Source organism: Nonomuraea sp. NPDC049750 (assembly GCF_040659625.1).
GTDB lineage: Bacteria > Actinomycetota > Actinomycetes > Streptosporangiales > Streptosporangiaceae > Nonomuraea.
This window is the reverse complement of record NZ_JBFANB010000041.1, coordinates 69,834-96,296: the sequence shown is the minus strand read 5'-3', so window position 1 is coordinate 96,296 and position 26,463 is coordinate 69,834. Positions and strand designations below refer to the sequence as shown.

Here is a 26,463-nt window from a genome sequence, read left to right as displayed (position 1 = left end):
GACGCGGCAACGTCGGCCTATCTCGAAACCTTGATCAGATGATTCGGGAAGGTACACCCCTTCCCCTCAGATCCACAGGTTTCGATCATTGCTCCACTGGGCATGCAGTGTGGGGTCAATCCCGGAGTGTGGCAGCTCGTTTATGCAGGTGCGCAGCACTGCCCTTGATGAGCGTGCGACGCTCCTCTTTGATGGAATGACTGCGTGACGAACTGAGTGACAACCGCGGCAGACGATCACGGACGCGCCGCCACCCTCGATGCCGTCATCGACGACCAGGAAGAAGTCCTCATCACCCGTCCCGGCGGGGAAGGCGTCGTGATGGTGTCGCAGCGCGAATACGAATCGATACGCGAGACGCTCTACCTCATGGCCTCTCCTGTCAACCGCAGACGGCTGTCGGAGGCGGTCGCCCGTCTGGAGGCCGGAGGCGGCGCCGTCCGCGAACTGGCCGATGAGGACACCACCTCGTCAAGATCCTTTTCGACGAACTCGCCTGGGAGGAGTACTGCGACTGGCGGCGAGAAGATCGACGGATCCTCAAGAGGATCAACCAGCTGATCGCCGACGTAGCCCGGAACGAGAATGAAGGCATCAGCAAGCCAGGGCCGCTTAAGTATGAATGATCCGGTTACTGGTCCCGGCGCATCACCTCAGAGCACCGGCTCGTCTACCGCGTCAACGACGACACCTCATGATCGCTGCCTGCCGCTATCGCTATGAGAAGTAGCGTCCGTCCGGCTGCCTATTAGAGAAGCGCTCCTTAAACGATTCGCTTTTACCGCGTTGGCGTAAAGGACGAGACGACCAGCCAGACCCCGGCGGCCACGATCACAGCTGCGACAGCGAGTTCCTTCGTTCGTCCGCCAATCATGCTTCGCGCCACATGGGCGGTCCCGGCCCAGGAGATCCGCACCCAAGGGCGCCAAACGGCCGACGCGACGAGGACGGCCGCGAGAAGCAGGGGCCACCGTATCGAATCGGCGAAAGGTATCTCCCAGTCGCCGCCGTACTCGCTGATGTACGTCGCGACGTCGAGCAGCGGGAAGAGGAGAAGAGCCGTCGCGGCTGCGGTGCCGGCCAAGCGTTCCCAGCGGGTGGAAGCGGTGGCTTTGGTGGCCGCCGCCAATGCGACGAGAACGACCGGCAAGCCGATCCTGTCGGCCGTACCGGACCACCACGCGAGGCCGTTCCAGGACGACTCCGAAATCATGAAGTAGGTGGCGCGAAACTCCCTTGGGTAGATGACCGTGAAGCGGGTGAACATCGCCGCCAACGCTGCCGCGCCGACGGCGCCCGCCCACAGGATGGCCCCATGCTGCCTCCGGGACAGAGGTGACCGGGCCGCCAGGAGCAGCGCCCAAGCCGCCACCGGATAGCAGACGATCAAAGGCCAGGGCAGTACGACCGCACGTTCCTGCCCGGTGCATGGGTCGGGGCCCGGCAGCAGAAGCGCGGTGACGAGCCCGAACGCGAGTACGGTGCCGACTGCGGCGACGGCGGTGAGCACGGCCCGACGTGACCCGCGCAGGAAAAGGCCGGCCACGACGACCGGCAGCAGAAGAACCCCCCAGAACAGCAGTTCTCCCGGTACGTACTCCAGCGTGTACGGACCTTCCATCGGAAAGGGAGCCGAGCTCGTCGCGGCACAGAACCAGCCGACGCTCTGCCTGCCGGCCCCGAAGGCCGTCAGGATCACCGGCCCGGACGCGGCCAGAACCGCACCTAAGCGCAGCACCGCCGCTACCGGGGCCGTGGGTTCCCGCATCACGGCACCTCCGAAAGTGATCAGCCCGGGTCAGGGTAGCGGCTAGCGATCTTCATGTGGAGGCCCGGTGACGGCTCAGTACCGCCGCGATGGGGACCGCCGCCGCCAGGCCGCTCAGCAGTACGGCGGCCAGCGCTCCCAGGATGGACGGCGCGTTGTCGAAGGCGAGACCGACGGCGGCGAGTGCCGGGCCCGCGTTGCGTACCGCCGCGACCCCGCCCATCGTGGTACGGCGTGCCGGTGGTCCGGTGGCCAGGGCCGTACCGAGGGCGAAGGCGAGGGCGGAGAAGACGAAGCCAGCGAGCAGGCTGAGTGAGCCGATCAGCGCGACCACGTCACGCCAGTTGCCCACGAGCATGCCCGCCAGCACGATCAGGAACGTCACGTTCGACGCCTTGGCGGCCACCGGCTGCCATGCCAGCGCCGTGGGCGGAGCGTAGTGTCGCACGATCAGTCCGACGGCGAACGGCACCAGCTGCAGGACCACGACGGTCAGCATCAGCACCGGGACGTCGAGTGCGACTCCGCCGCCCACGTCGGCCGCCTGGAGGATGAGGTTCGCGGTGGGCCCGAAGGTGATGCTGCCGATGGCGGCCAGCAGGACCTGCATCGCCGCCCCCGCGACCACGTCCCCGTTCTGCACCATGCCGAGTTTCACGCCGAACGGGCCGCCAGGGGAGGAGGCCGTCAGGAGCAGCGCGATGTACGCCGCCGCAGGCAGGCCGAACAGGGCGGCGACGCCCCAGCCGAGGAGCGGGATGGCGACCAGGTTTGCTACCAGCACCAGGACGAGCAGCAGGACGTTCGCGAAGACGGCGCGCAGGGCCGGCAGCGTCGCGCCGAGACCGGCGGCGAACATGGTGGCCGCGATGAAGACGACCGTGACGGCGTTGAACAGCAGATGCAGCGTGTTCATAAAGGCTCCTGGTCGTCATGACGGAGCGGCGTCAGCGGCGTCAGCGGCGTCAGTGGTGTCAGCGGCGTCAGTGGTGTCAGCCGGTCAGGTCGCCCAGCCAGCGCAGTGCGGTCAGTCCTGGCATGAAGCAGTATTCGCCGCCGCGTGTGACGACGAATTGGGGTAGGGAGAGCAGGCGTCGCCGTACGGGACGCCGGGGGATGGTGAAGGACCCGGACCCGGAGGCCGAGCCGACGACAGGGTCCTTCGCGTCACCCGCGCCGAAGAAGACGCCGTCGTTCATCCATTCGGACTGGACGAACTCGAACTGCCGCCCCAGATGCGCTCCCACGAAGGCGAACATCAGCCCCCGGTCGGCCCCGTCGTCTTCCAGGACCCCGTCGGGCAGCGGCGGGCCGTACGCCGTGCCGCGCCTGATCATGCGGTGCAGCCGCGGCACTCCGGCGACCGCGGCATCACGAGGATTGCCCCGGCGGATGTGGCACCCGCCGGGGGTCGTGAAGCCGCCGGCGTCGTCCCGCTCGAACAGGAACATGTTGTTGCGCGTCCGGTCGGCCCCGAGATCGGGGTCGTCGTGCAGAGGGCTGAGCGCCAGTGGTGCGCCGCTGCGCCAGCGTCCCATGATCTTCGCCGCCAGCACTTCCTCGTCCGACGGATCGGTGGAGTTGTCCCTCAGGTACCGCCGGAACAGGGCGACGCGCTGGTGGAGTTTGCGGAAGACCACGTAGCTGCCGTTGCGCCCGAGCACGTCGGGTTGCGGGGTCTGGATGCCGCCGAGCTCGTCGCGGTAGCCGAGGACGAACTCGCCGGCCTTCAGCGGCGTTTCCAACGGGTTCGTACCGGCTATGCCGCTGCCTTCGACGGCGGGATGGCTGATGCCGTCACGGTAGCCGAAGGGTTCGGTCTCGGTGGGCAGCGCGTGGCAGTTCTGGCGCCAGATCGCCGTCACGCCGGGCAGGGCCTCGTACGCCGGCCGGGCGCGGTCGATGGCGGCCTCCAGCAGCGCGCTGTCCGGCGCGAGTGCCACCAGCACCACGTGGACCTCAGGTGTGCCGAGCGGGGACTCCCAGTGCTCGGGGCTGCTCTCGCCGGTGTCGCCCAACGCGTTGGCCCGCGCCGCCATGCCCTGCCGGAACTCCCAGGCGAAGGTGTCCAGCCATTCCAGCGGAACACCGAGCACCTTGAGACCGTGATAGGTGAGCGCGACGCTGACCCAGGTCTCGCCGAGCGGGCTCACCGTGTCGGCGGCCGAGGTCACCACGGCACTGGCTCGCCGCATCAGCTCCCGCCCGCGGTGGCGGTCGTCGATGCGGAACAGGATGTACGTCGCCGCGTACGGCGTCGGGCGAGGGCTGAGCACCCCGCGCTGGATGTCGTCGAGCTCCAGTTTGACGATGGTCACCTGGACCCGCCTCCCCGTGCGCTATTTCGCCGAGACGATGTTGTTCCAGAAGGCGCGCAGGCTCTCGTCGACGCCGAACAGCGAGCTGAAGATCGTGGTGTCGGCGAAGATCACGTCACCGGCCCGGTCGCCGCTGGGCGGCATCCACAGGAACATGTTGAACTCGGTGTTGCCAGCCTCGGTGAACGGGTGCGGCCTGGACATGTCGATCGGCTGCCTGCCCAGCACGTGGATGACGTTCGGGTCGTCGGTGGTCACGGCGTAGTGCGGCAGGTGCATGTGGAAGTTGAAGCTGGACACGCCTTCCAGCCACCTCTTGGTGTCCAGATCCCTGGCGACGGACAGTGGGGCGCTCTTGCCCCCTTCCGTCACCGCGGGACGCAGCCCGTAGCGGTTCTCCACGGGCACCCCCAGGCCCGCCATCAGCGATCGGGTGTACCTTCCGAAGCGTTGCTGACGGGGCACCAGCGCGTCGCCGTGATGGTGATACTCCATGTCGCGCACGGCCATGTCGTCCGACGCGCCGACGTCGTGATGCGGTCCCAGGGCCAGGCAGGTTCCCTCGCGGGTGAGGAACTCGCGGACCGCCTCGATCTCCGCGGGTGTGGCGTCCTGCCCGGTGATCATGTGGTCCAGCCCCCACACGAACAGGGTGTCGGTGTCCGCCAGCACCCGTTCGTCCAGCGGGGTGTGGAAACCCGCCTGATCGACGCGTTGGTACACGGGCATCGGGTATCCGGTGGTCTCCTCGACGAACTGCTGGAACGGCAGCCAGCCCCAGAAGAACAGCTCCAGCCCGCCCGCGATGCCCTGCTGGAACCGCAGCGGATCCGACCATTTCGGGTCCTCGTAGGCCGGCCACGTCACGCGTCGCACTTCGGTCATCGTGGAGAACCGGTTGTTCAGCTGGGTCACATCCCGGCCTGCCTCGGCGGGATAGCTCCACGCCACATAGATGCTCAGCCGGCGCCGACCGGGGCTGTAGGGGCGCGGCACATGGTGCTGGTTGTAGGTGCGCGCGGTTCTGGACTCGCTCATCTCTTCTCCAGGAAGCTCTTCTCCCGGAAGCTCTTCTCCAGGAAGCGCTGGTGGGCGTCACTGCAGCTGGTCGAGCATCTCCGACATCGCGCTCTTGATCCGCAGAGCCTTCTTGATCTCGTCGGCGGTGACGTACGGGTACTCGCCGTACTCGATGAAGCTCGGGCAGTGGTGCTCACGGACGAATCTGATGAAGGCTTCGGGGTTGGTCTTCCAATCCTCGGGGAAGCCCTCAAGGTTCTCGAAGGCCGTGTTCACTCCCGCCCGGGTGAACAGGGCGATGGCGTCTTCGGTGTACTTGTCGAAGTCGGTGTCGAAGATGCCCTGGTACATAAAGCGTGTGTCATCGTCGAAGAGCACCCAGCGCAGGTAGTGCAGCTTCAAGGGTGCGAGCAGGTCGGGGTCGGCCTCCAGCGCCTTGGCGAGGGTGTAGCCGTGCTCGCGGATCGCGCCGGCTCGGCCGGGTTTGACCTTCGCGATGATGGTGAACCCGTAGCACGCCGGGGTCCGAGGGTAGACAGGGCCGTATTTACCCTGCTCCAGGTGGTCGGTCTCCTTCGGGATGACAGCCGCCTGCGGCCTGATCTCCATGCCGATCCCCTCCGTCGTTCTACTTCTGGGGGAAGGCTAAAACCGGCTGAATGTCCCAATTGTCGCATGATGCGACTTTTTGGGCCAGTCTGGGCGGCGAGATCGAGCTTGATCCACATGGTATCAATGGACGATTCTTACGCTAGGGATCTCTCCTAGGTGTCGCTAGGGATTGGGCACTTCATGGTGTACCACTTCGCCGTTCTGGGCTCCGTTCAGGTCTACCCGGAAGGGACGCCGCAGACCCCGATCCATCTTCGTGGCAAGCCTCGGGCCGTACTGGCCACGCTGCTGCTCAACGCCAACACGGTGATCTCCCGCGACGGGCTGGTGGCCGCTCTGTGGGATGAGCCGCCGGCCACGGCGGTGGCCAACATCCAGACCCACGTATGGCAGCTACGACGGGCGATCCCTGGTGGGGACCAGATCGTCAGGACCGAAGGGTCCGGCTACCTGCTGCGCGTCGAACGCGATCAGCTCGACGCGCTGATCTTCATTGACGCGGCGCGCGAAGGGCGGCTGGCCGTCCAGCGGGGTGAGCTGGCTGTCGCCGAGAGGGCCTTCGGTAGGGCGGTGGCGCTCTGGCGGGGCCGGCCCGCCGAGGACCTCGTGCTCGGTGACATGGTGACGCCCCGGATCGCCGAGCTGGAGGAGGAGCTGTACCAGGCGCGTTCCGACTGGATCGATGTCCGGCTGGCCCTCGGGCAGCATGACCAGCTGATCGGTGAGCTGCGGAAGATCGCGGACGCGCAGCCGCTGCGCGAGCGTTTCTGGGGCCAGCTCATGCTCGCCCTGCACCGGGCCGGGCGGCGGGGTGAGGCGCTGGACGCTTACCGGCGCGTACGGACGCTCCTGGTGGAGGAGCTGGGCGTCGAGCCGGGCGCCGAGTTACGCCGGCTCCACGCGAGCCTCCTGGAGGACCATGAGACACCGGCTGCGCCCGTCTCGGGGACAAAAGTCTCGGGGACGAAAGTGGTGCCCGACTCCACGACGTGGCACCACATCTGCCAGCTACCCGCGGACCTCGCTGATTTCGTGGGCAGGAGCGCAGAGTTGAAAACGATTACCTCGATTGTGCGCGGCAGGGACCCGGCGGCCTCCGCACCCATGATCGTGACTCTGTCGGGCGCCCCCGGACTCGGCAAGAGCACCCTCGCGATCCACCTCGCGCATCTGCTCCGGCCCGCCTTCCCCGACGGCCAGCTGTACGTACGCCTCGGCGCGGCCTCGCCCGCTCCACGCGATCCCTGGCGCATCCTCGGGGAACTGCTGAGAGCGCTCGGAGTGGACGGAAGCGCGCTCCCCGACACCCTCGAAGAGCGCGCCACCCTGTACCGGTCCCGCCTGGCGGACCGCGAGATCCTCATCATCCTCGACGACGCGGCGGACGAGGCGCAGGTGTCGCCCCTGCTGCCGGGCACGGCGCGGGGCGCGGTTCTGGTGACCTCCCGCGCGCAGCTCGCTCTTCCCGGCGCTCAGGCGATCTCCCTGGACGTACCCGGCGAGGACGAAGCGGTGGAGATGCTCGAACGTACGGCCGGACAGGCCCGCGTGCGCGCGGAGCCGCAGGCGGCGGCGTCGATTCTGCGCGCCTGCGGCCGCCTGCCGCTGGCCATCCGCATCGCGGGGGCCAGGCTGTCCGCCCGGCCCGCCTGGCCGTTGTCCGACTTCGCGGCCCGCCTGGAGGACACTCGGCGGCGCCTCGACGAGCTGGCTCTGGGCCAGCAGACGGTTCGGGCCAACTTCGCCGTGAGTTACGACGCCCTCACCGACGTGGCGCGGCGGACGTTCCGGCTGCTCGGCTTGTGCGGCCTGGAAAGTGTGCCCGAGTGGGCGGCGGCGGCGCTGCTCGGGGAGTCCAGGGATGTGGCGGATCGCGCGCTGGAAGCCCTGGTGGTCGCCGGTCTGGTGAACGGGCCCGAAGCCTGTGCCGCGGGCGGTCTGCGATACCGGCTGCATGACCTGTTGCGGGCGTTCGCACGGGAACAGGCCGAGGCCGAGGACAGTGAGACGCAGCGGCGCGCGGCCCTGCTCCGGCTCGTCAGCGAGAGCCTCGACCGGGTGACGGCGGCCGTTGGCGGCCTCCCCCTGCCCTGCGCGCCCACGCCTAGCGTCGGCGAGTCCCGCCCGGCGGCAGGGGAGTGGGACTCCGCGTGGCTGATGGAGGAGCGCGGGAACATGGTGGCGGTGGTCGAGCTCGCCGCCGCTTTGGACAGACCCGCCCTCGCGTGTGAGCTGGCGTACTATCTGACGGCTTATCTACGGATCCACGGCTTCTTCGACCAGGCCACCCGGGTGCACGATGCCGTCATCGCCGCCGCGACCCGGCTGGAGCTCACCCCCGCGATCTTGACCACTCGGCTGCTGCGGGCGGATCTCATGGTGGAGCGTGGGATGTTCGGCGACGCGCTGGGGGAGTTCCAGTCCTTGCTTGAGCCGTTCGAGCGCTTGGGCGACCGGCGCTCCACCGCGTACGCGCTCAGCGGGCTCGGCATCTGCCGGCATGTGTTCGCGGACTTCGAGGAGGCGCTGGACCGCACCACGCGCGCGGTCGACCTGTTCGAGGAGCTGGGCGATCACGGCGGGCTGCTCAGCGCGTTGATCCACTTGACCTCGATCCACCTTGAGCTCGGCCACCACGACCAGGCCGCCGAGGTCTGCCGTCGTGGGCTGGAGCTGGCGCGCGGCGCCCGCACCGCCTACCCCCGCGCGATCCTGCTCCGGGCCCTGGGCATCACCCACTACAGCAAGGGCGAGGTGACGGAGGCGATCCGGCGCTATGAGGAGAGCCTTGAGCTCAGCCGCGGGCACGGCTATCCGATCATCACCACCTTGACCGAGCGCCGGCTGGGGGAGGCTCTGGGCGCGGTGGGACGGTTCGATGAGGCGGTGCGGACGCTCACGCACTGCGGGCGGAGCTTCGCGCGCTTCGGCGACACCTACGGTGAGACGCTCACGGCGTACGCCCTCGGGGAGGTCGCCTTCCGGCGCCGTCTTCCGCGAGAGGCGCTGCGGCACCTGACGCACGCGCTCGACGTGCTGGGAGTACGGGAGATGCCGCTCTGGCGCGCCCGAGTCCTGCGCGAGATCGGCCGCGTCCATGCCGATCTCGGTGACCCGGACGCCGCCGTGGCCGTCTGGAACGAGGCGCTGGCCATCTTCCACAGCGTCGACTCCGGGGAAGCGGCGGAGGTGAGCGCCTTCCTCGCCACCTTGCGGACACACCCACGCCAGGTGCCCGCCGGATGACTCAGCCGCCCGTTCCCCGTACGACCGGCACGACTAGCTGCCTGTTCCCCGTACGACCGGCACGGCTGTGACGCCTGCCTGCCGCGCCGCCCGCCGGGCCGCACCCGGCCCGGCCCCCGTCGCGACGACGGCTCCTTCGTGCAGCGCCACCCAGGAGCGTGCGTCGGCGGGGAGATCCTCCAGCGCCCGGGCGAGCTCGACTCGCCCCGGTCCGGCGCGCAGCGCGCGAGCCCGCTCGCGGCGTCGCCAGAACAGGTGCTGTCCCACGATCAGCGGCCCCAGCGGCAGGAGCAAAGGTACGAACTCCAGCTCGGTGAACAGGACGGCGAGCGTCAGGCCCAGCAGCAACGTCCCCTCGACCACGGCGGCCCACCAGCCGGCGGTCCTGCCGTACGCCTTGGCCGCCACCAGCGGCCACACGGCCAGCATCAGGCAGTCACCGAGACCGGCCAGGCTCGACACCGGCCCGTAGCCGGTGGCGAGTATCGGGGCGAACGGCAACCCTTCGACCCGGGACACGAAATCAGCCGTCAGAGAGCTCACCCCCGTGGCTAGGGCGTCATAGACGGTCAGCGCACCGGCCAGCCCCGCCACGTGGGCGGCCCGCATCCCCGTCTGCGCCCACATGTTGGCGACCCCGACCGTGAGCAGGATCATCGTGAGGTCGTTGACGACGAGCACAGCCGTCGGCCATTGCGCGAAGTACGCGGCCACGTCCGCCGCGCACAGCAGGGCGGCCGCCAGCGCGGCGTTCCGGCCGCCCAGCACCGGCGACAGGACGAGTTGCGACACGGTGAAGACGACCACACCGAAGATGGTGACGATGACCCCGGTCGGCATGTGCATGTAGGCGAACGGCATGGCGATGAGCGCCACGACCATGATCCAGATATCGGTCCAGACGAACCTGCCGACCGGCGGGCGCGGCATCGTCACCCTGGCGAAGTAGAGCGCGGCGACACCCATGGTCAGCAGGATGAGCAGGTAGAGGACCAGTCCGCGCAGGACCGCCTCGGTCATCAGGCCGCTCATCGGACTCCCATCTCGGCGACCGCCTCCGCGGCCGCCCGCAGGGCCGACTTGCCCGTCCGGGCGGGCTCGGTGGCCGTGAAGTGCTCGAACGTGTGCTCCCGCAGGTCCGCGCGGACCCGGCAGAGGCCGGGAAGCGCGGCCGGATCATCGACCAGCTCAATGCCACGCAGGGGAAGCCCCAGGTCGGCCGCGCGCTCCTCCAGCCGGGACACCAGCGCGCGGCTCACGTTGCCGGTCACGGCGTGCAACACCGGTCCCGACCGGGTCTCCTCCAGCACGTACCGCGTCGGGAGCGGGATCTCGCGCTCCGCCTGGAGGAGGTCGAGCACGTCGCGCGTGGTGACGGACGAGGGTGACAGCCGGCCGAGGACCCGCGAGGTCGCCGGTACGGCCGCCAGTTCGCAGGCAGGCTGCTCGCCCTCGGGCAGCACTTTGACGATGTCGCCGGTGACATAACGGAGCAGCAGGGTCGTGTCGCGGTACGTGGTGTACGGCGTCACCACCAGCACCCCGTGCGCCCCCGGAGCCGCCGGCTGGAACGTCTCGGGGTCGAGAACTTCGACGTGCCCCTGGTCGGTGGGGATATGCAGGTGTCCCTGCCCGCAGACCTGCCCACCCACGGGGGCGATCTCCGTCATCGAGTAGCTGTCCAGGACGCGAGCCCCGAACATGGCCTCCGCCCGCTCCTTCAGCGCGTCGGTGAGGACCTCGCCACCGGAGTGGATCTCTTCGAGGCCGAAGTCCTTCGCGTCCCAGCCGCCCCGCTCGGCCTCCTGGACCAGTGCCGCGAGATACGAGGCCGTCGTGTTGAGGTGGGTCATCTGTGGCCGCTTGCCCGGAACGTGCAGCGGGACCGCCAACCGGTCCAGCGTGGCGCGGGGGTCCACGAGACCTACGTGGACGAAGGCCGCCCCGGTCATGGTCGCCGCCCGCTCGATGAGGATCTGGGCGATGGACCGCGAGGTGATGCAGTTGGCCCAGACATGTTCGGAGCGGAGTCCACCGGCGAGCATCAGCGCCAAGGCCGACATGCCCGACATCAGGTCGATCTCGTAGCGGGAGAACCAGACCATGGTCGGCACACCGGTCGTGCCCGTGGTCTGGGCGAGTACGGCCGGACGGGCCCCGTCCGCGACGAACGCGGACGGCAGGTCACGCAGCGCGGCCTTCGTCGTCGGCTCGATCGAGGCCAGGGACTCCAGGGTGATGGACCCCGGGTCTATACCGTGCTGCTCGAACCACCGCCGGTAGTAGGGGGTGTCGCGGGCGGTCAACCGTACCGTCCGCCGGAGCCGGCGCGAGGCGAGGTCACGCTGCATCTCAGGGTCGGGCGCGGTCAGCATCTCGCCCGCGCCTTCACCGGGGGAGCCGAACTCCTCCAAGGTCGCGCGGAGGTCCTCGACCAGCGCGGTCACGTCCTTCACCCGGAACCGGCGGCCCGCCAGCATTGACCAGGCGTACCCCATCTGCCGGGCGGCTGTCCCGAACATCCTGTCCCATCCTTTGCGCGGTGGTCATGGAACACGACGGTCCCTGGGAGCGGCACGAAGCCGCTCCCAGGAGCCGTCAGGAGGGACCGAGCCTCAGCCGTTGAGGCTGAACACGGCGGTGGAGAGGGCGCTGACGACGTAGCGCGCGTAGAACCTGGCCGTCTTGACCATGACTTCTCCCTTCGTTCCTGCCCCGGTAAGGGCCAGGAACGACTGTCGTCGCGGGGCCTACACGATCGCTACACGGCCACTATCGGCGCAGGTCAGCGCTCTCCATCGCGCGCTGGACCGCGTCGAGGAGGGTGGCGGCTCTACGGTCAGGTGTTCCTTCCTGGATGCGGTTCATGACGTAGCCGAACGCGAGGCCGCTCGCCGGGTCGGCGAAGCCTAGCGATCCGCCCATACCGGGAAACCCGAAGGCGGTCGGGCGGTACCAGAAGGCGTCGGGTGTCGGCAGGCCGAAACCGGTGCCGATCCGGACGGGTACCCGAAGGATGCGGTCGACGCCACTGACCTGCTCCGCGGTCGCCGCCGCCAAGGTCTCGGAGGAGAGGACGCGCTGCCCGTCGACCTCGCCGATCAGCGCGGCGTAGAAGCGGGCCAGCGCGCGGGCCGTGCAGATGCCGTTGGTCGAGGGCATCTCGGCGGACTGCTCGTCGGGGTCGTTGTGGTCCAGCGCGGGCGTGATGATGGTCAACAGGGACCGCACGGTCAACGACGTCGGATCGGTATAAACCGCCATCACCTCGCGCATGGGCTCGGGAAGGGCGTCCAGGTCGATCCCGGCCAGCGCGTCCTGGTCGAGCGGGGTGGAGATGATCCGGCTGACCCGATGCCGCTCGGCTTTCGGCAGCCCGATCCACAGGTCCAGGCCGAGCGGTCCGGCGATCTCCTCGGCGAGGAACGTGCCGAGGCTGCGGCCACTCACCCGGCGGACGACCTCGCCGACCAGCCAGCCGTAGGTGTGCCCGTGGTAGCCGTGGTCGGTGCCCGGCTCCCAGGATGGGCGCTGGGCCGCCAGCGCGGTCACCATCGGGTCCCAGGCGATGGCTTCCGCCGGGGTGATCGGGTGGTCGATCGTGGGCAGTCCGGCTTGGTGGGTGAGCAGCCAGCGGACGGGGATGTGGTCTTTGCCGTTCGCCGCGAACTCCGGCCAGTAGCCGGCGACGGGTGCGTCGAGGTCCAGTTCGCCGCGCTGGGCCAGCAGATGCGCGCAGGCGGCGGTGATGCCCTTGGTGGTGGAATAGACGACTTGCAGGGTGTCGCGCTCCCAGGGACGGCCGGTCTCGGGATCGGCGATCCCGCCCCACAGGTCGACGACTTTCCGGCCGTGCAGGTAGACGGCCACCGCGGCGCCCACCTCCTGGCCGCCGGCCAGATTGGCGGCGAATGCCGTACGGACTTCTTCGAATCCTGGTGCGGTGCTGCCGCCGATTTCGGGCATGCGTCATCGCCTTCCGGTCTTGTGGTGTCGCCGGAAAGTGCTAGTCGCGCCACTTCTCGATGAGCCAGGCGCAGACCTCCGGCTCGGTCATCTCGGGAAACTCTTCGGTGAACGCGAGGAGAGCGCGCAGCGCCTCACCCCGCTCCAGGCCGCGCGCCGCCGCGTGCCTGAGGTACTCCTGACGTGCGGCGGAAGGACGACCCCCGCCCGCGCCACGGCCGGGCAGGCCGTTGCGCCACCGCACTATTTCCTCAAGTCGATCAGCCCGCCAGCCGGGAACCCCGTCGATCTCGACGTCGGGCTCGGGAAACGGATGAGTCGAATCGCTCGGATAGCGGGAGCGCCATTTGTGCACCGCGTGCCGGCTCACGCCCAGCGCTTCGGCGATGCCGATACCGCCGAGGTAGTGCTCGGTCATGATGCACCAACTTCTCTGTCCGGCCTCCTTCGTGGATCTCATGACTACCACGCCCGAGGTGGTGTCCCAGGCGCACCGAACGTTGTCTCCGTCGGAGACAACGATAGGCTGGTATGGGAAACATCGTCAACAGCGGAGACGAGGTTGGATCCGTCTACCTCCTGCCACTTGTGCCACAGGATGTGAGGCACCGCGCGTACCCTGGTAGCGAAGGTGAGGGACCGTGATGACCACACAACACCGGGACGCCGCGCTTTCCCCCTCGGAGCAGGCGACCATACGACAACTGCTCGACGCCGACCGTCAAAGGACCGAAACCCGCATCGCCGTGCTGGGCCATGACCGGGACGAGATGGTCCAGTCGGCGGCGCAGTCGGCCTCCGACGACGAGCACGACCCTGAGGGGACGTCCACCGCCTTCGAGCGGGCCCACATAGAGGCCCTGCTCGACCAGGCCCAGACGCACCTCGTCGACCTGGACCTGGCCGTCGAGCGGCTGCACGACGGCACGTACGGGATCTGCGCGAAATGCGGGCAACGCATCGCCATCGAGCGCCTGATGATCCTGCCGGCCGCCAAGATGTGCGTCGGCTGCGCCGCCCACCACCGCCGCTGACCAGCGCCTGGTGGCTCAGGTCTTGCGTCTCCAGAGTTTGCCCGTCGCCAGGTCGAAGTAATAGACGCGTTCGCTGGAGCCGCTGCGGACCAAGAAGGCACCCTCTTTCGACCAGCCGAGGGCGACGTCAAGGAAGTCGTCGCCGGGGAATCTGAGAGGGACGCTGGCCAGTCGCTCGCCGGTCTCTGGGGCGAAGGTGTCGACCCGCGCCCCCTGGTCGGCGATGACCACGAAGCGACTGCCGTCCGCCCGGAGGTAGTAGCGGTCCTGGGGCTTCAGGGGAAGGCTCATCCGCGTCCGTCCCAGGTGATCGAGAACGAGCACCTGGGATTGCGTCGTCACCACGATCCCGTTCTCGTTGAGGTCGTGGACCTGCCGGGCGCCAGGGAGTGACACGGTGGTCCAGGTCTTGGTATCGGTGACCTGGGCGCCGTCCTTGGCCAGGGCGATGTACCTGCTCTGGCCGGCCCACGTCGCCGTGGGCACCGCCGTGTCCGGGAGAGCGGCGGTGAGGTAGTGAACGCCCTTGGCGTCCTGATAGACCATGCGTCGATCGTTTCTGTCCAGGTAGACGACGGCCTTCTTGTCAGAACTGCGCACGAACGGTGCCGCCTGGGGCGCGCCGCCTTTCCTGATGATGTACGGCGCGGCCTGCGGGAATGGCTGCTTGTTCACCAGCCACGTGCGGCAGGGCTGGTCCATTTGGTCGGTCCACGGACAGGTGGGTCTTTTGTATTCACTCACCGTCATGAACTCGGCCCGATAATCCGGGAACGACAAGGGCGGCGTGTATTCAGGCAGTTCACGCTGTAGCGGGTGACCAGGAGTGAGCAGCGTGGCCGAAAGCACGATCGCCGTTCCCGCCAGATAGAGGCTCCGCGTCGACCATTCGCGGATGGTCCGGTCCGTCTCGTCCGGTGCTTCGGGCCGGGCGCTCACTTTTCCAGCGGCACGGGGTACGGCCGCCGCCACGATAATCACGATGGCGGCATGGGCCAGCCGTGCCGGGGTGATGTCCTGGCTCGCCAGCAGATAACCGCCCGCCACTACGGCGCCACCCAGGCCGAGCAGCCATGTCGTTCGATACATGTTCGCGTCGTGGGCAGAGAGCGTTGGGGCCGGTAGTCGTACATCGCGAAAGACGGAAACGGCGCACCAGCCCAGCACCAGATAGAGCGGGTCATTGGTGAAACAGGCCAAGGGAACAGCCGGGACGAGGGCGATCAGCCGCCATCGGCGCAGGTCGGCGAAATGGTCGATGACCTGGCGGGCGTTGGCCGCCGTGACGGAAAGGCCCATCAGCGTGGCGAACCTGGTGAGCCGCTCCGATGTGACCGGTATGGCCGCCATCAGCACGGTGACCATGGCGACTACCCAGGAGATCATCGGAGGTACCGTCACGAAGTGCCACCATATATGGTGCTATATCGTGAGTTCGGATGATATATGGCGGCAATTTGGCATCGCTACGTGGCGTGCTCAGCGTTCGCGATTATCGGCTATGGTGGTCGGCGGCCTGACGCTGGTGATTGTCGCGGCGGCTCTGTGGGGAACCGGGTCGATAACTCCGCGTGTGCAGTGGAGTCTCGAGGCTTTGTTCCTCCACGCGGAGGTGGACCAGAATGGCGTCCTGTCGACGCCCGTGCATATCGAGCTGGAAAACGAGGGGATGGCCTCATTCGTTCTTACCGGCATCTCGGCCGAAATACCTGGGCTCCGCCTGCTACCTGCTGACCAGGAGAAAGGGGAGAGTTCCGTGGTCGCCGTGGAGGGCGATAACCGGCAAAGCGTGGAGAGGCGCATCGTCATCACTGACTGCGCGGCGGTGCCCCACGAGCCCCAGCCGATCCGCTTCACCTACCGAACCTGGCTGGGTCCGGGGTCAGCGGAGGTGATGGGCAACTCATGGGGGCTGCAAGGACTCAACGGAAGTGTCCCGGTCGCCTGGCAGAGAGGTCTCGCGGCCGAGGTCTGCGATGACGCGGTGAGTCCAGATTGGCCCTGACAGGTAGCTCATTCGTGGGCAACGGCCAGCCGGGAGGGTCGTGGGACATGCCTCCTCTCGCAAGGATCGCCACCGGTTTCGTCTTCACGTTCGGTGCCCTCCGTTTCAACGGGTTCGACCTGCTGTTCGACCCCGCCGGATGGTTATTGTGCGCGTCCGGGCTGTCCAAGCTGCGGCGATCCCTCGACGACCCCTTCAGCCGGGCCAGGTCCTTGGCTGTCGCCATGGCCTGCGTCTCGTTCATCGCCATGATCGCGTCCGGTGAGCGCCCGAGCCGTAGCCTGGCTGTTTCCCCCATCACGTTCACGCAACTGATCGGAATCGCCAACACGCTCGGCGCCCTGCTCGCGGTCTGGCTGATCGCTGAGGCCATCATCAGACGGATCCGTCCCTGCGGGGACATTTCAGGGGCCGTCCTCCTCGACGTGCTGCGCTGGGCCGTGGCCGTTCTGGGAGTGCTCGGCATGCTGGCCGGGTACGGCTACGCCGACCTGGGACCGATCACGGCCATCGCCTGGTTCGCGACCGTCGTGGCCTTGATCGTCGTGCTCTACCGCTCGGCGCATTCGCCGTACCTCTCCCCGACATGGGAGGACCCTGTCCGTGAGAGCGCGGGGACCGCCGGTGAGGGGCGGCCCCCGGGCGCTGACTAGCGCGACTGGACCTCAGGCCGCCGCGCCCGTCTCCGACCTGGCCTCGCGCACTCCGCGCAACGCGTCGGCCCAGGCGATCACCTGGTCGAGCATGCCGCGGACCGAGGCGTCGAGACCCTCGCCGGGGACGAAAACGCCGGTCGCGAATGAGGGGAGCAGGGGGACGGCGGGTTGCGCGCGGACCGTGGCCACCTGGAGCTCGGCGAGCACGAGTCTGAGGGCCTCGGCGGCTCGGACCCCGGCAGCCCATCCGCCGTAGCTGACGATGCCGGCGGCCTTGTCGTTCCACTCCCGGTACACGTAGTCCAGCGCGTTCTTGAGTGCGCCGGGGAAGGAGTGGTTGTACTCCGGGACAAGGAAGACGAAGCCATCGAAACCGTCGATCAGTTCGGACCATTCGCGGGTGTGCGCGTGCTCGTACTGCTGGAGGTTCGGATTGCCGCCCTCGTCGAGGTTGCCGAGGCGGTGGTGCGCGAGATCGATCAGCTCGTAGTCGGCGCCACCGTGAGCGCGCGCCGTGTCGAGCACCCAGGAGGCGATCTGCTCGCCTCGGCGTCCGGGTCGGGTGCTGCCGAGGATGATGCCAATGCGGAGTGCCATGACGCCCTTTCGAGAGAGTTGACGCGTCAACTCTAAGACTGGCAGAGTTGACGCGTCAACTCGCTTGGTCGGTATGATTTCCGCCATGGCGGAGACCCGTACGCTGGAGCCCGAGGAGTGGGAGCTCTGGCACACCTGGATGCTCGCGCAACGCCTGCTTGCCCGGGAGTTCGAGCGTGGTCTGCAGCGCGACTGCGGCATCTCGAAGGCTGAGTTCAGCGTGCTGGTGACGCTGTGGAAGGCGCCCGGCCGCGAGATGCGCGTCGGCGAGCTCTCCGAGTCGCTCGCCTGGGAGAAGAGCCGCGTCTCGCACCAGCTGACCCGCATGGAGAACCGCGGCCTCGTGGAGCCGACCCAGAGCGGGGCCGGCGGCCGCCGCACCGGGATCGGGCTGACCGCCAAGGGCCGTGAGCTCGCAGAGAGTGCCATCCTCGGGCATGCCGGCAACATCCGCCGTTACTTCCTCGACTCGCTCACGGCCGAGCAGGCCGCGGTCATGCGGGCCTGGAGCGAGCAGGTAGTCGACCGCATCGAGCCGCGCCGCGGCGAGGCCGCCAGCGATCACGTTTTCTAGAGCGGGCCGGACGCTGCCCCTCGGAGGGAGTGTTCCTCCAAAGGCCCCCAGCCACCACGGACCGGCTTCTTCCCCCCCGGAGGGGGTTTCCCTCCAAGGGACCCTAGCCACCACGGACCGTCACAGGGATCGAGACGGCCCGTGGGACGAAGCACCGGGGGCCCTGGAGTCACCGCCCTAGCGGGTAGTGCAGACGGTTCCGTTGAGGGTGAAAACGCCCGGCAGGACGTTCGGCCCGCTGTAGTTGCCGACGAAGCCGATCGTGGTCGATGCCCCGGTCGCTAGCGAGCCGTTTCCGGGCTCGTTGACGGCCTTGACGTCCGGCCCGTTCTGCGTCCAGGTGGCGTTCCAGCCGCTGCCCAGGCTCTGCCATGTCCTGGGCCAGGTGAAGGCCAAGGTCCAGCCGTTCATCGGCGCGCCGTTGTTGGTGACGTCGATGGCGCCGACATAGCCGCTGGCCCAGTCGGTCTGGACGGTCAGCCGTACCGTGCATGAGCTCGAAGCGGGGGTGCCGGTGGTGAAGGTCAGCGGCGGGGAGGCCCACGAGACGCCGCCGCCGGTGTCGCGGGCGATCACGTTGAGCGTGTAGCGGGTGCCCGGCGTGAGGTTGCTCACCGTGAGCGAGGTTCCGGTGGTTTCGCCGAGTTGCTCGCTGATGGCGCCGTTCTGGCGGTGGAGCTCGTACTTGACGATCGGGCGGGCGCCGGGGGAGGCGGCGGGCCAGGAGATCGTGGCGGCCCGGTCCGTCACGTCGGCGGCGGTCGGCTGTCCCGGCGCACCCGGGCGGCCGGTCTGGGGCGTGGCGGGGTGCAGGACGACGGTGGTCATCGACAGCGGCGGCAGCGTCTGGCTGGTCGCGCTGCCCGCGGTCGAACCGGTGATGCTCGTGGCGCCGTTGGTGTGGGTCAGTACGGTCGGCGCCCCCGACGCCGGGCTGAAGCCGGAGTAGCCGATGGTCACGGGGTAGGACGTGTCGGACGACGTGTTGATCAACAGGACGGCCAGGTCGCCGTCGGGGCGGCGGGCGGCGTGCGCGGTGACCTTAGCCTGGCCGGTCGCGGCCCGGATGAACTGGTCGCCGGGGCGGGCGAACTTGCTCATCATCTGCAGGGCGTAGTAGGGCGCGAAGGGAGTGTTCAGCTGCGGCTCGCAGACGCTTCCGTCGGAGGTGCACGTACCGCTCGACAACAGGCCGAAGTCACCGTAATCGGTCTGTCCTTCGACCTGGGTGATGTTGCCGATGCCGTTGCGGACGTTCCACCAGTCCACCGTGAAGACCCCGTTCGCCAGGAGAGTCGCGTAGGCGTCGGCGGCGGCCAGCGCGCCGGGCTGGGTGGTGGTGCCGCCGCTGCTGGATCCCGTGTTGAACTCGGTCATGGCCATGCCGATCCGCTCGGAACCGGGCCCGGCGTACTTCGCGATCTGCTGGCGGGTTAGTTGGATCATGTCGGGGACGTGGGCGGCCTTGTCGAGGGCGCCGGGGTACCAGTGCAGGATCACGAAGTCGATCTTCGGTCCGGCGATCGAGAGGACGGTCTTGTTCCAGGTGCCGTCGTCGCCGTCGGCGACTATGGCATCAGGCCAGTTGGCGGCCGTGGTCAGTACCGCGCCGATCTTGATGGTGGGGTCGACCGCCTTCATGGCGTCCGCGTACGTCACGACATGGCGGGCATACTCGGCCGGACTCTTGTCGGCATGATCGTCCGCCTCCCAGGCGGAGCCGTAGTGCCCGTTGCCGTAGTTCTCGTTGCCGATCTCCCAGTATTTGACGCCATAGCCCTTGGTGATATTGGCCTGACGTACCCAGGCCGCGGCCTCGTCGGCGGTGCCGGTGCCGTAGTTGGCGGTCACCATCGCCTGCGCCCCGGTGCGGCGCACACCACTCATGAAGGTGTCGAAGTCGGTGTTGGGCGCCACATAGCCGCCGGGGGCGGTGTGAGTGGCCCAGTGGTAGATGTCCGAATAGGAGCCGCCGGGATAGCGCAGCAGCTTCACCCCGGCATCCTTGAGCAGGTCGGCGGTCGCGTTGGTGCCCAGGTTGGTGTCCCAGATGGCATGGTTGGTGCCGATGCCGGTCTCCGGGACGGTGGCAAGCGCGGCGCGGGCGTTAACGGTCACCGCGACCGGGGTGACCTCGTCGGCGTGCGCCGCGGGGACGTTCAGGGCGGTCAGCGTCAGCAGGACAGCGGACGCGGCTCGTAATGCGAATCTCGGCATCGGTGCACCTCGCCATGGGTAGCGGCATTCACTCGACGCCCCCTCCTGCCAGGCGGCAACATGATCATGGGGTGTGGCGTCATGCCCGTCAACCAACGGTGAAACTTTCACGCCGACCGGCCGCCGACCCGCGGATCCGCCCCTCACCATCGGCAGCGCACCCGTCACCCCCGCCAGGAGCAGCCCCACGCCTCAGTCCGGTCAACGAGGTCCTTGGCGTGAGACCGACGCCCCCATGCCTGTGACCGCCTACCGCTTCGTAGGCGTCAGTTGGGCCGGGGATGGGCTCCGTTGCGCTGCTCGCCCAGGGTCGTGCGCCGCAGTTCATGCGTACGCATATTGATCATCTCCTCGATCCTGTTGCGCGCGGCGACATCGGTCGCCTTGCGCTCCACATCGATGTCCTGGCGGCGTTTGCGGCGTTGCTCGGCGGCTGCGTAGGCGTCCAGTTCGAGCTCGTCAATCGTCGCTTCTGCCGTGGATCGCACCCGATGTGCGTGGACCTCCTCCCGGCGGCGGTTCTCCTCGCCGACCATGCGGTCGTACGCGGTCGTACCACCCATGAGTTTCACGAGCACGGGAAGGCAGTCGATCATGATCAGGAACAGCCGAAAGAGCCAACTCGCCGTCGCCAGGTAAGCGTTGTCCTGAGTCAGCTCATGCAGTGCCTTCAACCGTTCGAGCAGCCCTACCGGGTCGCTCGCTGTGGGCAACTGGGCGAGCCTCTCCTGGATCTTGGCGTCGACCGCTTTCTGGTAGTCCGTCTCCTTGAGCGCGAGCGGGCCTCGAAGTTGAGAGATCTGGGCTCGAAGTGCGTGCAGGGTTTTCGTGTTCTCGGTAATGCGACTGCTGATGAAGAACTGATGCGCGTCCTTCTCCCGCTGTCGACATAGTGGCCCTTTTCCTTTCCTGCCGCTCAGCCCGCGGCCTGGCTCACCTGCGCATTCGTCGTTCGCCTTGTCGACCAGCTTGCCATGGCGCCCGTTCGCCGCGTCGACGCGTTTCTCCAACCGCGCGGCCTCTTTCTCCATGTTGGCGAGACGGGCCGCGTCTGCTTCCGTCGTGGTGGCGAGAAGCCGGCTGCCGCCACAGTCCTGCCGTTCGGGGGTGGCGGGCGGACGCGGGTTGCACTCCACCCACTGAGCTACCCGGGCGTTCCGGATGTCCTCACGCTGGTCCTTGACGTGCTGAACCACCGCTGTCTCGAACACCCGGAGCACGATGGGCTCGGCGATGATGGCACCCATCACCATCGCGACGAGCAGGCGTGGCACCAACATGAGGAGCCGGCGTTGCCACATGCCCGTGACCGTTGAGACCAGCCACCTATCCAGGTTGAGCACGACCAGGGCCCAGATCATGACTGGAATGATCAGAAGTACGTGGGAGTCACCAAGCACCTGGCTGAGCGCGAACCACATGGACATGCCGGCCATGACGGCCGTCCCGAGCACCACGCCGCCCACACCGGTATAGCGGGTGCGTTCCAGTGGCACCTGTGACAGGAGATGCTCATCCACGCCTGCGAGCACTCGAAGTCGACGGCCCAGGTCGGCCTGTCGCCATTTCCCCACGACCGAGGACGCCCATCGGGACGTACGTGACGCCTCAGTCATCCAGGTCTTCCAACCCGATAGACCGCGGACCGTCCTCGCCACGCGCATGCCGGCTTTCGCCGAGGGCGCGGCGCTCCTCTGTCTCCGATGAATCGATGAACGGCTCAACGCCGGTCACCGCTTTCATCATCTGGTTGATGAGCCTCTGGGAATCGATGGGAAGGAAGTCCAGCGCGCCGTCGGGCAATTGGCGGAGCAGGTCGGACAGGGACTTCATCCGTTGTTCTTGAATCTCTCGGGCGACGCTCACGGCGTCACCCATCAAGAGTTGCTCGCGGCTGACGCTGAGCGCGGTGACAGCCTCCACCCCGCGCTGGAAGATGTTTTCGATCCGCGCCACGTCACGGTTCTCGATGGCCCACAGGAGTTCTTTGCTCTCCCCTTCCCACTGGAGCTTCTTCAGGCTCTTGCCATGGACGATGACATCGTTGGGCATGAACAACTCGACATGGGCGAGGTCCACCTCCATGCCGTCTATCGTCGGTGGGTAGAACTCGAGATAAGCCTGCACCCTGGCGGCGACTTCTGGGGCCAGGGCGTGCGTGTCCTCGATAGGGCGCGTCGCGCCGAGTTGCATCAGCTTCGCGTCTTTGCGCAGGTGGCCGGCTAAGATTTCGGCGACGTCCTGAACGTGATCCGCCACGACCGTCTCCGGATTGGTCACCCGGCACTTGAAGTTCGCTCTGACGATGAACCGGTAGCCAAGGTCGCGGGAGGGAAGCTGCACCTCGACGTGCACCGAACGGGTGCGTACGTCGACAACGGCCACGGAGACCGCCTCCACGACCGCCTCCTCGGAGCCCTTGAGGTGACGACGTTCCATGAATGCGCGATGACCGCCATGGACCTCGAAAACAAGGACGGCTCCCGCGGGTGTCGCGGGCAATTGGCTCGTGTCCCTGCGAGTGAAGAATCCCCAGGACCGTTGCGCCGGGGGCAGAGGTTGTTCGTCAATGATCGGATATGGGATGGCCATCAGTGCCACCGCCTCCTGTTCGTGTGCCATGGGGTCGGCCTCGTTCGCCACTCGTCTTCAGCACCGCCAGGACGAGTTCACGGGTCCGGATAGAGTCCTCCGGGTTTTCACGTACGGCGGCTCCCGCTCGCTCGATCGCCTGACTGATCAGCGTCGCGGCGTCCGGGGGCAGGGCCGACCACACGGCCTCACCCAGGGCGGTAGCGGCCGGTATCGCTCCATCCCGACCCTTAAGAGCGCGCAGAGCGCGATAAAGGGCTCGGATCGCATCACGTCGGTAGTAGGCGCTGTGCAGGGTCCAGGCCCACAGAACGCCCAGCGGCTTGGCGCTCTCCGGCTCGGACATGAGCAACCACGCCGCCAGGGAATCGTCGTCTGCTTCGAGACGATCACACGAGAGGACGGCGAGTGCGGCGGCAAGGGCCGTACGCGCACGACCCGGCTCGATAGGGCTCCGCAGATCCAGGTCGACATGCCGGGCGAGCAGGCGTAGAGGCTGGAGTGCACCGTCCTCCCGCTCGGCCGCGCCCTGGAAGAGCAGAACAAGGGCACGCCGGGCGACCACCCGGATTCTGATCGCACGCAGCGACAGGAACCACAGCCAGTCGACGCTGTCGGCAGGGTAGCGGATGGACAGCCCTCCGGCGAAGGCCAGCGCGGCGGTCATGGCACGGGGCTGCCCGGCATCCATGACCCAGCTCAAGGCCGTGTTGAGAGCGATCGGCGCCAGTGCGTCGTCCGCGCACATCATCGACAGGAGCAGGGCTGCGGTGAGCTGTTCTGAAGCACCGCCTCCGGCCCAGGGCTCGAGGAATGATTCCCGAACTTCCTGCGAGTTGGCGGCGGCCAGCAGTGAGAGGCCCGCTGCCGCCTGCGTTCGTACCTCTGCCAGATCGTCGGCCAGGCCGCGGATCCACAGTCGAAGAGGCTCCCAGAGGTCGTAGCCATAGAGTCGCAGGAGTTCGTTGATGACCTGCTCTCGGTGTTGCGAGCCTCGGAAGACGATCCTGCGCTCTCCCGCCGATGGGCCAGGTACGCGCTCCACAGTGATCAGGGGGTGATCGCCGCCCCACCGCGCCCTATTTTGCGGAAGAGTGTCGTCATAAGCCCGTTTCTCCGGCTCTCTGCCCCGTAACTTGACCTCCTCCGCTATCCGTTCGAGATCGACAAGGAGGCGTTCGAATACGCGCTCGGGCACTCCGTACGCAAACGCGAGGGCAGCGACCACAAGGACCTCAGAGCGCTTGGGCTTGTCGCCGAACCACTTGGTCACCTCGTTGCCTGTGAGGTCGGCGAGCACGTCGGTCGGGGATTGCCCGCCGAGCGCGATCTGCCGCGCGAGCGCCGCGATCCGGCGAGGTGTCCGCAGTTCGATGGCCTGCCTGCGGACTTCGGCGATCTCATCGGTGACGGCGATGCCGTTGAGGTAGGCATCGAACAGCTTCAGCGGATCGGGCGTCCGCCACCCGACATGGAAGCCCTCCAAGCCGGAGAGCTCCTGGCCTCGGTTAAGCGTGATCACCAGATGTGCTTGAGCCTGTTCGAGTTTCCGGCTGAGCGTCTCGAACTCGAACCGCTGGAGTGTCGCCGCACCGGCGTCCGCGACCCAGCCCTGAATGACGTAGCCACGACCTTCCCGGAAGGCCGTCTTGGCGGCTAGTTCGTCGAGGGTGCGAGCCGGAGACAGGACAGTGATCTTGGCGTTTCGCTGTTTCACCCTGTTCAGGAGTGCGATCGCACTGATCCATTTGCCGCTTTCCTCGCGGCCCACAAGCACGACCACCCGATGCCCGCACAGGTCAAGCAGGGCCTTCTCGAAGCACTCAGGCGCGACGAAACACTCAAGGGCCTTCTCGATGTCCACGAGGTCGAGCGTGCCGGTCATCGAGTGTGTGGATCGACGTGCGCCGATGCCGAAAATGGAGTGGGAGCCGTCGACCTGATCGAAGAAGTTGTTGATGACGGTGGCGTTCTGGCCGAGGGCCCCCTCGTCGAAGCTGCCTTCCTCTCCTGGCGATTCGTTGTCGCCTTGCCCTTCCTGCTTCGCCTCCTCCGGGTCGGGCTCTGGACCGTCCGGCGCCGCTTCGTCCGCGGGCTGTCCCTCGGGTTGTGGTGTTTCTGGCATTACTACTTCCTGCTCACGCCGAAAATCGCCTGACGGGCGTCGACCGGGCCGTAGAGGTTGGTGATGGCCTCGGCGTTCTGCGAGATCGCTCCGATGAGATGATCTGCTGTATGGGCGTTTGTCGTGGGTTCCGTAGTTGTAGATAGGAAGTCCAGATCTGCGGGAGTCATACCTGGCACCCGGACCCACGCGGACGCGTCGTACTCCTTCTCTTGGACCTTCACCTCGCGGAACTCGGATGCCGCGTAGGAAGTATGTCCGTTCCTTACGATGTCCTCGAAGACGCGCTGGGAGAGAATTAGAACGAGATTCACATCTGACTTCTCGTCAAGGATTCGCTTGAGCGGACCCCATGAAAGAAGTCGGCTTACCTCGACGACGGCCTGTCCGGCGTACCCGTTCGCGGCCGGATAAGCCGAGCCGAAGGCGACAGCCACCCGCAGCCGCAGCCGGGCTTCGGGGGGCAGGTCTCGATTGTGGTCGCTGAGCTGTTTCTCCAGCTCCCTGACGTATTGGTCGACGACCAGCGCATCGGGCTCGCCGTCAGGCAGCACCGCGAGCTCGCCGTCGCCGCCTGGCTGACGTACCCATGTGTCGCGGTGGAGACCCGCCAGCTCGGCCGCTGCCTGGTGGATGTTGACGAACTGGGCTTGCATGGTTTCGTGACGCTTGTCATTGCCGCGCCCGTACCCCTTGAGATCGCTCGACACCACAAGTGCGCGTCCGAAATCACCTGTGTCCATTGATTATAAGCGCCTTCCTTGGCTCTGCTTCGGGATCAACAGTATGGGGGATGATGCGACGCCAGATTCACTACTAATAGGGGATGCAGGGTCCAGGGTTCGCAGTCTGGTCACAAAAGGGTATCTATCCCGGCGGTCCTAGATCTGTCCGCCTGCGAGGGTGCCGCCGATACCCGCCACCGTAATAAAGTTCCAGAATTCCGTTCGATATGCAGCTGGGTGGAAAAGTCCTGACAATTGTGTATAAAGCGGCAATCGGTGCGGCCTCAGTTTCCGTGCTGCAGGGCGCGGAGCTGATCCGGATCCGTGATGATCAGCTGCCGGTAGCCTGTTCGCAGCACGCCGCTCTCCTTGAGCGCCCGCATCGACTTACTGACAGCGGCATCTCGTGCTCCGATCAGCCGTCCCAACTCCTGTTGGGACAGACTGACGCCCAACTCGAGCCCAGCCGCGGTCTCGATCCCATGGCGCCTGGCGAGTTCGCCGATGACCCGCGCGAGCCGAACGGTGACATCGAAGGCGGCGAAGTCCAGTCGTCGCTGATTGGACCACTCAAGCCGGTCCGCGATCATGGCGGCGAGCGCCGCGCCAAGGTGCGGATTGCGGCCAAGGAAGCCCAGGAAGGTGTTTGCCGAGATGCGGAAGGCCAGGGTTGGGGTGCAGAGCGTCACCGTGGCGGAGCGTTCGGCTCCACGCAAGACGCCCATCTCTCCCACGAGGTCGCCGCTGACCCGGATGCTGAGAAGCGTCTCAACCCCTGTGCCGAGGTTCGCCGTCACTTTCGCACATGCGGACGTTCCCGGCCGGACGGAACGCAGAAGGTACACGCGATCAGAGCGGGGGTCGCCCTGGCGAAGGAGAACTTCGCCCGCTTCGAAGCGCTGTGGTTCGCCCAGGGCGAGGAAGTCAGCCTTGGCCTGTTGATCGAACGCCGCCATCAGGGTTCCTTTGGGCCACAGCATGCGCCCGCCTCCCTACGCTGAAGGCGAC

23 protein-coding genes and 1 pseudogene are annotated in these 26,463 nt (G+C 67.3%); 7 read left to right on the top strand and 17 right to left on the bottom strand.

Going from position 1 to position 26,463, the window contains the following annotated elements; translation table 11 throughout:
* Positions 1–216: 216 nt before the first annotated feature.
* Together AB0J16_RS53350 and AB0J16_RS53345 are read left to right on the top strand one after the other, a co-directional pair.
* Positions 217–561, top strand: a complete 345-nt coding sequence (locus AB0J16_RS53350) for a type II toxin-antitoxin system prevent-host-death family antitoxin (protein ID WP_358555027.1) — start codon at positions 217–219, stop codon at positions 559–561.
* Positions 477–698: pseudogene (locus AB0J16_RS53345) on the top strand (Txe/YoeB family addiction module toxin). The gene AB0J16_RS53350 and the pseudogene AB0J16_RS53345 overlap by 85 nt, the downstream one beginning before the upstream one ends.
* An 80-nt stretch (positions 699–778) precedes the next feature.
* Here the strand turns inward: AB0J16_RS53345 and AB0J16_RS53340 are convergent.
* The 5 genes from AB0J16_RS53340 to AB0J16_RS53320 all read right to left on the bottom strand — a co-directional run bounded on the left by AB0J16_RS53340 (position 779) and on the right by AB0J16_RS53320 (position 5,715).
* A complete protein-coding gene (locus AB0J16_RS53340; RefSeq protein ID WP_358555024.1) occupies positions 779–1,768 on the bottom strand; it encodes a hypothetical protein in 990 nt (329 codons plus the stop codon).
* A 52-nt stretch (positions 1,769–1,820) separates the two neighbouring features.
* The gene (locus tag AB0J16_RS53335) at positions 1,821–2,684 is read right to left on the bottom strand and encodes a bile acid:sodium symporter (protein WP_358555021.1); all 864 of its coding nucleotides are present in this window, start codon (positions 2,682–2,684) and stop codon (positions 1,821–1,823) included.
* A 76-nt stretch (positions 2,685–2,760) separates the two neighbouring features.
* The gene (locus AB0J16_RS53330; RefSeq protein ID WP_358555018.1) at positions 2,761–4,086 is read right to left on the bottom strand and encodes a Dyp-type peroxidase; all 1,326 of its coding nucleotides are present in this window, start codon (positions 4,084–4,086) and stop codon (positions 2,761–2,763) included.
* A 21-nt stretch (positions 4,087–4,107) separates the two neighbouring features.
* Positions 4,108–5,124 (bottom strand): hypothetical protein, encoded by a 1,017-nt coding sequence (locus AB0J16_RS53325; protein ID WP_358555015.1) that lies wholly within the window; start codon positions 5,122–5,124, stop codon positions 4,108–4,110.
* Positions 5,125–5,181: 57 nt separating this feature from the next.
* Positions 5,182–5,715: a hypothetical protein gene (locus AB0J16_RS53320; protein WP_358555012.1), complete on the bottom strand. Its 534-nt coding sequence runs from the start codon at positions 5,713–5,715 to the stop codon at positions 5,182–5,184.
* 159 nt (positions 5,716–5,874) lie between these two features.
* On the opposite strand from AB0J16_RS53320, the gene AB0J16_RS53315 reads away from it, so the two are divergent.
* Positions 5,875–8,964, top strand: a complete 3,090-nt coding sequence (locus tag AB0J16_RS53315; RefSeq protein ID WP_358555009.1) for a BTAD domain-containing putative transcriptional regulator — start codon at positions 5,875–5,877, stop codon at positions 8,962–8,964.
* Positions 8,965–8,997: 33 nt separating this feature from the next.
* On the opposite strand, the gene AB0J16_RS53310 is transcribed toward AB0J16_RS53315, so the two are convergent.
* From AB0J16_RS53310 to AB0J16_RS53295, 4 genes are all read right to left on the bottom strand, one after another.
* Positions 8,998–9,996: a hypothetical protein gene (locus AB0J16_RS53310; RefSeq protein ID WP_358555006.1), complete on the bottom strand. Its 999-nt coding sequence runs from the start codon at positions 9,994–9,996 to the stop codon at positions 8,998–9,000.
* Positions 9,993–11,486, bottom strand: coding sequence for an AMP-binding protein (locus AB0J16_RS53305; protein ID WP_358555004.1), 1,494 nt, complete (start codon positions 11,484–11,486; stop codon positions 9,993–9,995). Before AB0J16_RS53305 ends, AB0J16_RS53310 begins: the two co-directional genes overlap by 4 nt.
* Positions 11,487–11,736: 250 nt before the next feature.
* Complete coding sequence (locus AB0J16_RS53300) at positions 11,737–12,930, bottom strand: serine hydrolase domain-containing protein (protein ID WP_358555002.1); 1,194 nt, start codon at positions 12,928–12,930, stop codon at positions 11,737–11,739.
* A 40-nt stretch (positions 12,931–12,970) separates the two neighbouring features.
* The gene (locus AB0J16_RS53295; protein ID WP_358555000.1) at positions 12,971–13,348 is read right to left on the bottom strand and encodes a hypothetical protein; all 378 of its coding nucleotides are present in this window, start codon (positions 13,346–13,348) and stop codon (positions 12,971–12,973) included.
* A gap of 226 nt (positions 13,349–13,574) precedes the next feature.
* Here AB0J16_RS53295 and AB0J16_RS53290 point away from each other — a divergent pair, with 226 nt between their 5' ends.
* The gene (locus tag AB0J16_RS53290) at positions 13,575–13,964 is read left to right on the top strand and encodes a TraR/DksA C4-type zinc finger protein (RefSeq protein WP_358554999.1); all 390 of its coding nucleotides are present in this window, start codon (positions 13,575–13,577) and stop codon (positions 13,962–13,964) included.
* A gap of 15 nt (positions 13,965–13,979) precedes the next feature.
* Here AB0J16_RS53290 and AB0J16_RS53285 read toward each other — a convergent pair whose 3' ends face one another.
* The gene (locus AB0J16_RS53285) at positions 13,980–15,350 is read right to left on the bottom strand and encodes a hypothetical protein (protein WP_358554997.1); all 1,371 of its coding nucleotides are present in this window, start codon (positions 15,348–15,350) and stop codon (positions 13,980–13,982) included.
* Between the two features lie 43 nt (positions 15,351–15,393).
* Between AB0J16_RS53285 and AB0J16_RS53280 the strand changes: the two genes are divergently transcribed.
* Both AB0J16_RS53280 and AB0J16_RS53275 read left to right on the top strand, forming a co-directional pair.
* Positions 15,394–15,969 carry a hypothetical protein gene (locus tag AB0J16_RS53280; protein WP_358554995.1) on the top strand — a complete coding sequence of 192 codons (576 nt, stop codon included), beginning with the start codon at positions 15,394–15,396 and terminating at the stop codon, positions 15,967–15,969.
* Between the two features lie 47 nt (positions 15,970–16,016).
* Positions 16,017–16,622: a hypothetical protein gene (locus AB0J16_RS53275; RefSeq protein ID WP_358554993.1), complete on the top strand. Its 606-nt coding sequence runs from the start codon at positions 16,017–16,019 to the stop codon at positions 16,620–16,622.
* A 12-nt stretch (positions 16,623–16,634) separates the two neighbouring features.
* Here AB0J16_RS53275 and AB0J16_RS53270 read toward each other — a convergent pair whose 3' ends face one another.
* Positions 16,635–17,222: an NAD(P)H-dependent oxidoreductase gene (locus tag AB0J16_RS53270; protein WP_358554991.1), complete on the bottom strand. Its 588-nt coding sequence runs from the start codon at positions 17,220–17,222 to the stop codon at positions 16,635–16,637.
* Positions 17,223–17,307: 85 nt separating this feature from the next.
* On the opposite strand from AB0J16_RS53270, the gene AB0J16_RS53265 reads away from it, so the two are divergent.
* Positions 17,308–17,796 carry a MarR family winged helix-turn-helix transcriptional regulator gene (locus AB0J16_RS53265; protein WP_358554989.1) on the top strand — a complete coding sequence of 163 codons (489 nt, stop codon included), beginning with the start codon at positions 17,308–17,310 and terminating at the stop codon, positions 17,794–17,796.
* Positions 17,797–17,973: 177 nt separating this feature from the next.
* Here AB0J16_RS53265 and AB0J16_RS53260 read toward each other — a convergent pair whose 3' ends face one another.
* From AB0J16_RS53260 to AB0J16_RS53235, 6 genes are all read right to left on the bottom strand, one after another.
* Positions 17,974–20,013, bottom strand: a complete 2,040-nt coding sequence (locus tag AB0J16_RS53260; protein ID WP_358554986.1) for a cellulose binding domain-containing protein — start codon at positions 20,011–20,013, stop codon at positions 17,974–17,976.
* 266 nt (positions 20,014–20,279) lie between these two features.
* Positions 20,280–21,533 carry a DUF4407 domain-containing protein gene (locus AB0J16_RS53255; protein WP_358554983.1) on the bottom strand — a complete coding sequence of 418 codons (1,254 nt, stop codon included), beginning with the start codon at positions 21,531–21,533 and terminating at the stop codon, positions 20,280–20,282.
* An 88-nt stretch (positions 21,534–21,621) separates the two neighbouring features.
* Positions 21,622–22,635, bottom strand: a complete 1,014-nt coding sequence (locus AB0J16_RS53250) for a hypothetical protein (RefSeq protein ID WP_358554980.1) — start codon at positions 22,633–22,635, stop codon at positions 21,622–21,624.
* Positions 22,580–24,730: a hypothetical protein gene (locus AB0J16_RS53245; protein ID WP_358554977.1), complete on the bottom strand. Its 2,151-nt coding sequence runs from the start codon at positions 24,728–24,730 to the stop codon at positions 22,580–22,582. The genes AB0J16_RS53250 and AB0J16_RS53245 overlap by 56 nt, the downstream gene beginning before the upstream one ends.
* A gap of 2 nt (positions 24,731–24,732) precedes the next feature.
* Entirely contained in the window at positions 24,733–25,473 is a 741-nt protein-coding gene (locus AB0J16_RS53240; RefSeq protein ID WP_358554974.1) for a hypothetical protein, read from the bottom strand.
* 266 nt (positions 25,474–25,739) lie between these two features.
* Positions 25,740–26,411 carry a Crp/Fnr family transcriptional regulator gene (locus AB0J16_RS53235; RefSeq protein WP_358554971.1) on the bottom strand — a complete coding sequence of 224 codons (672 nt, stop codon included), beginning with the start codon at positions 26,409–26,411 and terminating at the stop codon, positions 25,740–25,742.
* Between the last annotated feature and the right edge of the window lie 52 nt (positions 26,412–26,463).

Excerpts from the sequence above, each read along its gene's own strand:
- AB0J16_RS53340 (WP_358555024.1), bottom strand. The coding sequence starts at position 1,768 with ATGCGGGAACCCACGGCCCCGGTAGCGGCGGTGCTGCGCTTAGGTGCG.
- AB0J16_RS53335 (WP_358555021.1), bottom strand. The coding sequence starts at position 2,684 with ATGAACACGCTGCATCTGCTGTTCAACGCCGTCACGGTCGTCTTCATC.
- AB0J16_RS53325 (WP_358555015.1), bottom strand. The coding sequence starts at position 5,124 with ATGAGCGAGTCCAGAACCGCGCGCACCTACAACCAGCACCATGTGCCG.
- AB0J16_RS53320 (WP_358555012.1), bottom strand. The coding sequence starts at position 5,715 with ATGGAGATCAGGCCGCAGGCGGCTGTCATCCCGAAGGAGACCGACCAC.
- AB0J16_RS53310 (WP_358555006.1), bottom strand. The coding sequence starts at position 9,996 with ATGAGCGGCCTGATGACCGAGGCGGTCCTGCGCGGACTGGTCCTCTAC.
- AB0J16_RS53305 (WP_358555004.1), bottom strand. The coding sequence starts at position 11,486 with ATGTTCGGGACAGCCGCCCGGCAGATGGGGTACGCCTGGTCAATGCTG.
- AB0J16_RS53300 (WP_358555002.1), bottom strand. The coding sequence starts at position 12,930 with ATGCCCGAAATCGGCGGCAGCACCGCACCAGGATTCGAAGAAGTCCGT.
- AB0J16_RS53295 (WP_358555000.1), bottom strand. The coding sequence starts at position 13,348 with ATGACCGAGCACTACCTCGGCGGTATCGGCATCGCCGAAGCGCTGGGC.
- AB0J16_RS53290 (WP_358554999.1), top strand. The coding sequence starts at position 13,575 with ATGACCACACAACACCGGGACGCCGCGCTTTCCCCCTCGGAGCAGGCG.
- AB0J16_RS53285 (WP_358554997.1), bottom strand. The coding sequence starts at position 15,350 with ATGATCTCCTGGGTAGTCGCCATGGTCACCGTGCTGATGGCGGCCATA.
- AB0J16_RS53275 (WP_358554993.1), top strand. The coding sequence starts at position 16,017 with ATGCCTCCTCTCGCAAGGATCGCCACCGGTTTCGTCTTCACGTTCGGT.
- AB0J16_RS53270 (WP_358554991.1), bottom strand. The coding sequence starts at position 17,222 with ATGGCACTCCGCATTGGCATCATCCTCGGCAGCACCCGACCCGGACGC.
- AB0J16_RS53265 (WP_358554989.1), top strand. The coding sequence starts at position 17,308 with ATGGCGGAGACCCGTACGCTGGAGCCCGAGGAGTGGGAGCTCTGGCAC.
- AB0J16_RS53260 (WP_358554986.1), bottom strand. The coding sequence starts at position 20,013 with ATGCCGAGATTCGCATTACGAGCCGCGTCCGCTGTCCTGCTGACGCTG.
- AB0J16_RS53250 (WP_358554980.1), bottom strand. The coding sequence starts at position 22,635 with ATGGCACACGAACAGGAGGCGGTGGCACTGATGGCCATCCCATATCCG.
- AB0J16_RS53245 (WP_358554977.1), bottom strand. The coding sequence starts at position 24,730 with ATGCCAGAAACACCACAACCCGAGGGACAGCCCGCGGACGAAGCGGCG.
- AB0J16_RS53240 (WP_358554974.1), bottom strand. The coding sequence starts at position 25,473 with ATGGACACAGGTGATTTCGGACGCGCACTTGTGGTGTCGAGCGATCTC.
- AB0J16_RS53235 (WP_358554971.1), bottom strand. The coding sequence starts at position 26,411 with ATGGCGGCGTTCGATCAACAGGCCAAGGCTGACTTCCTCGCCCTGGGC.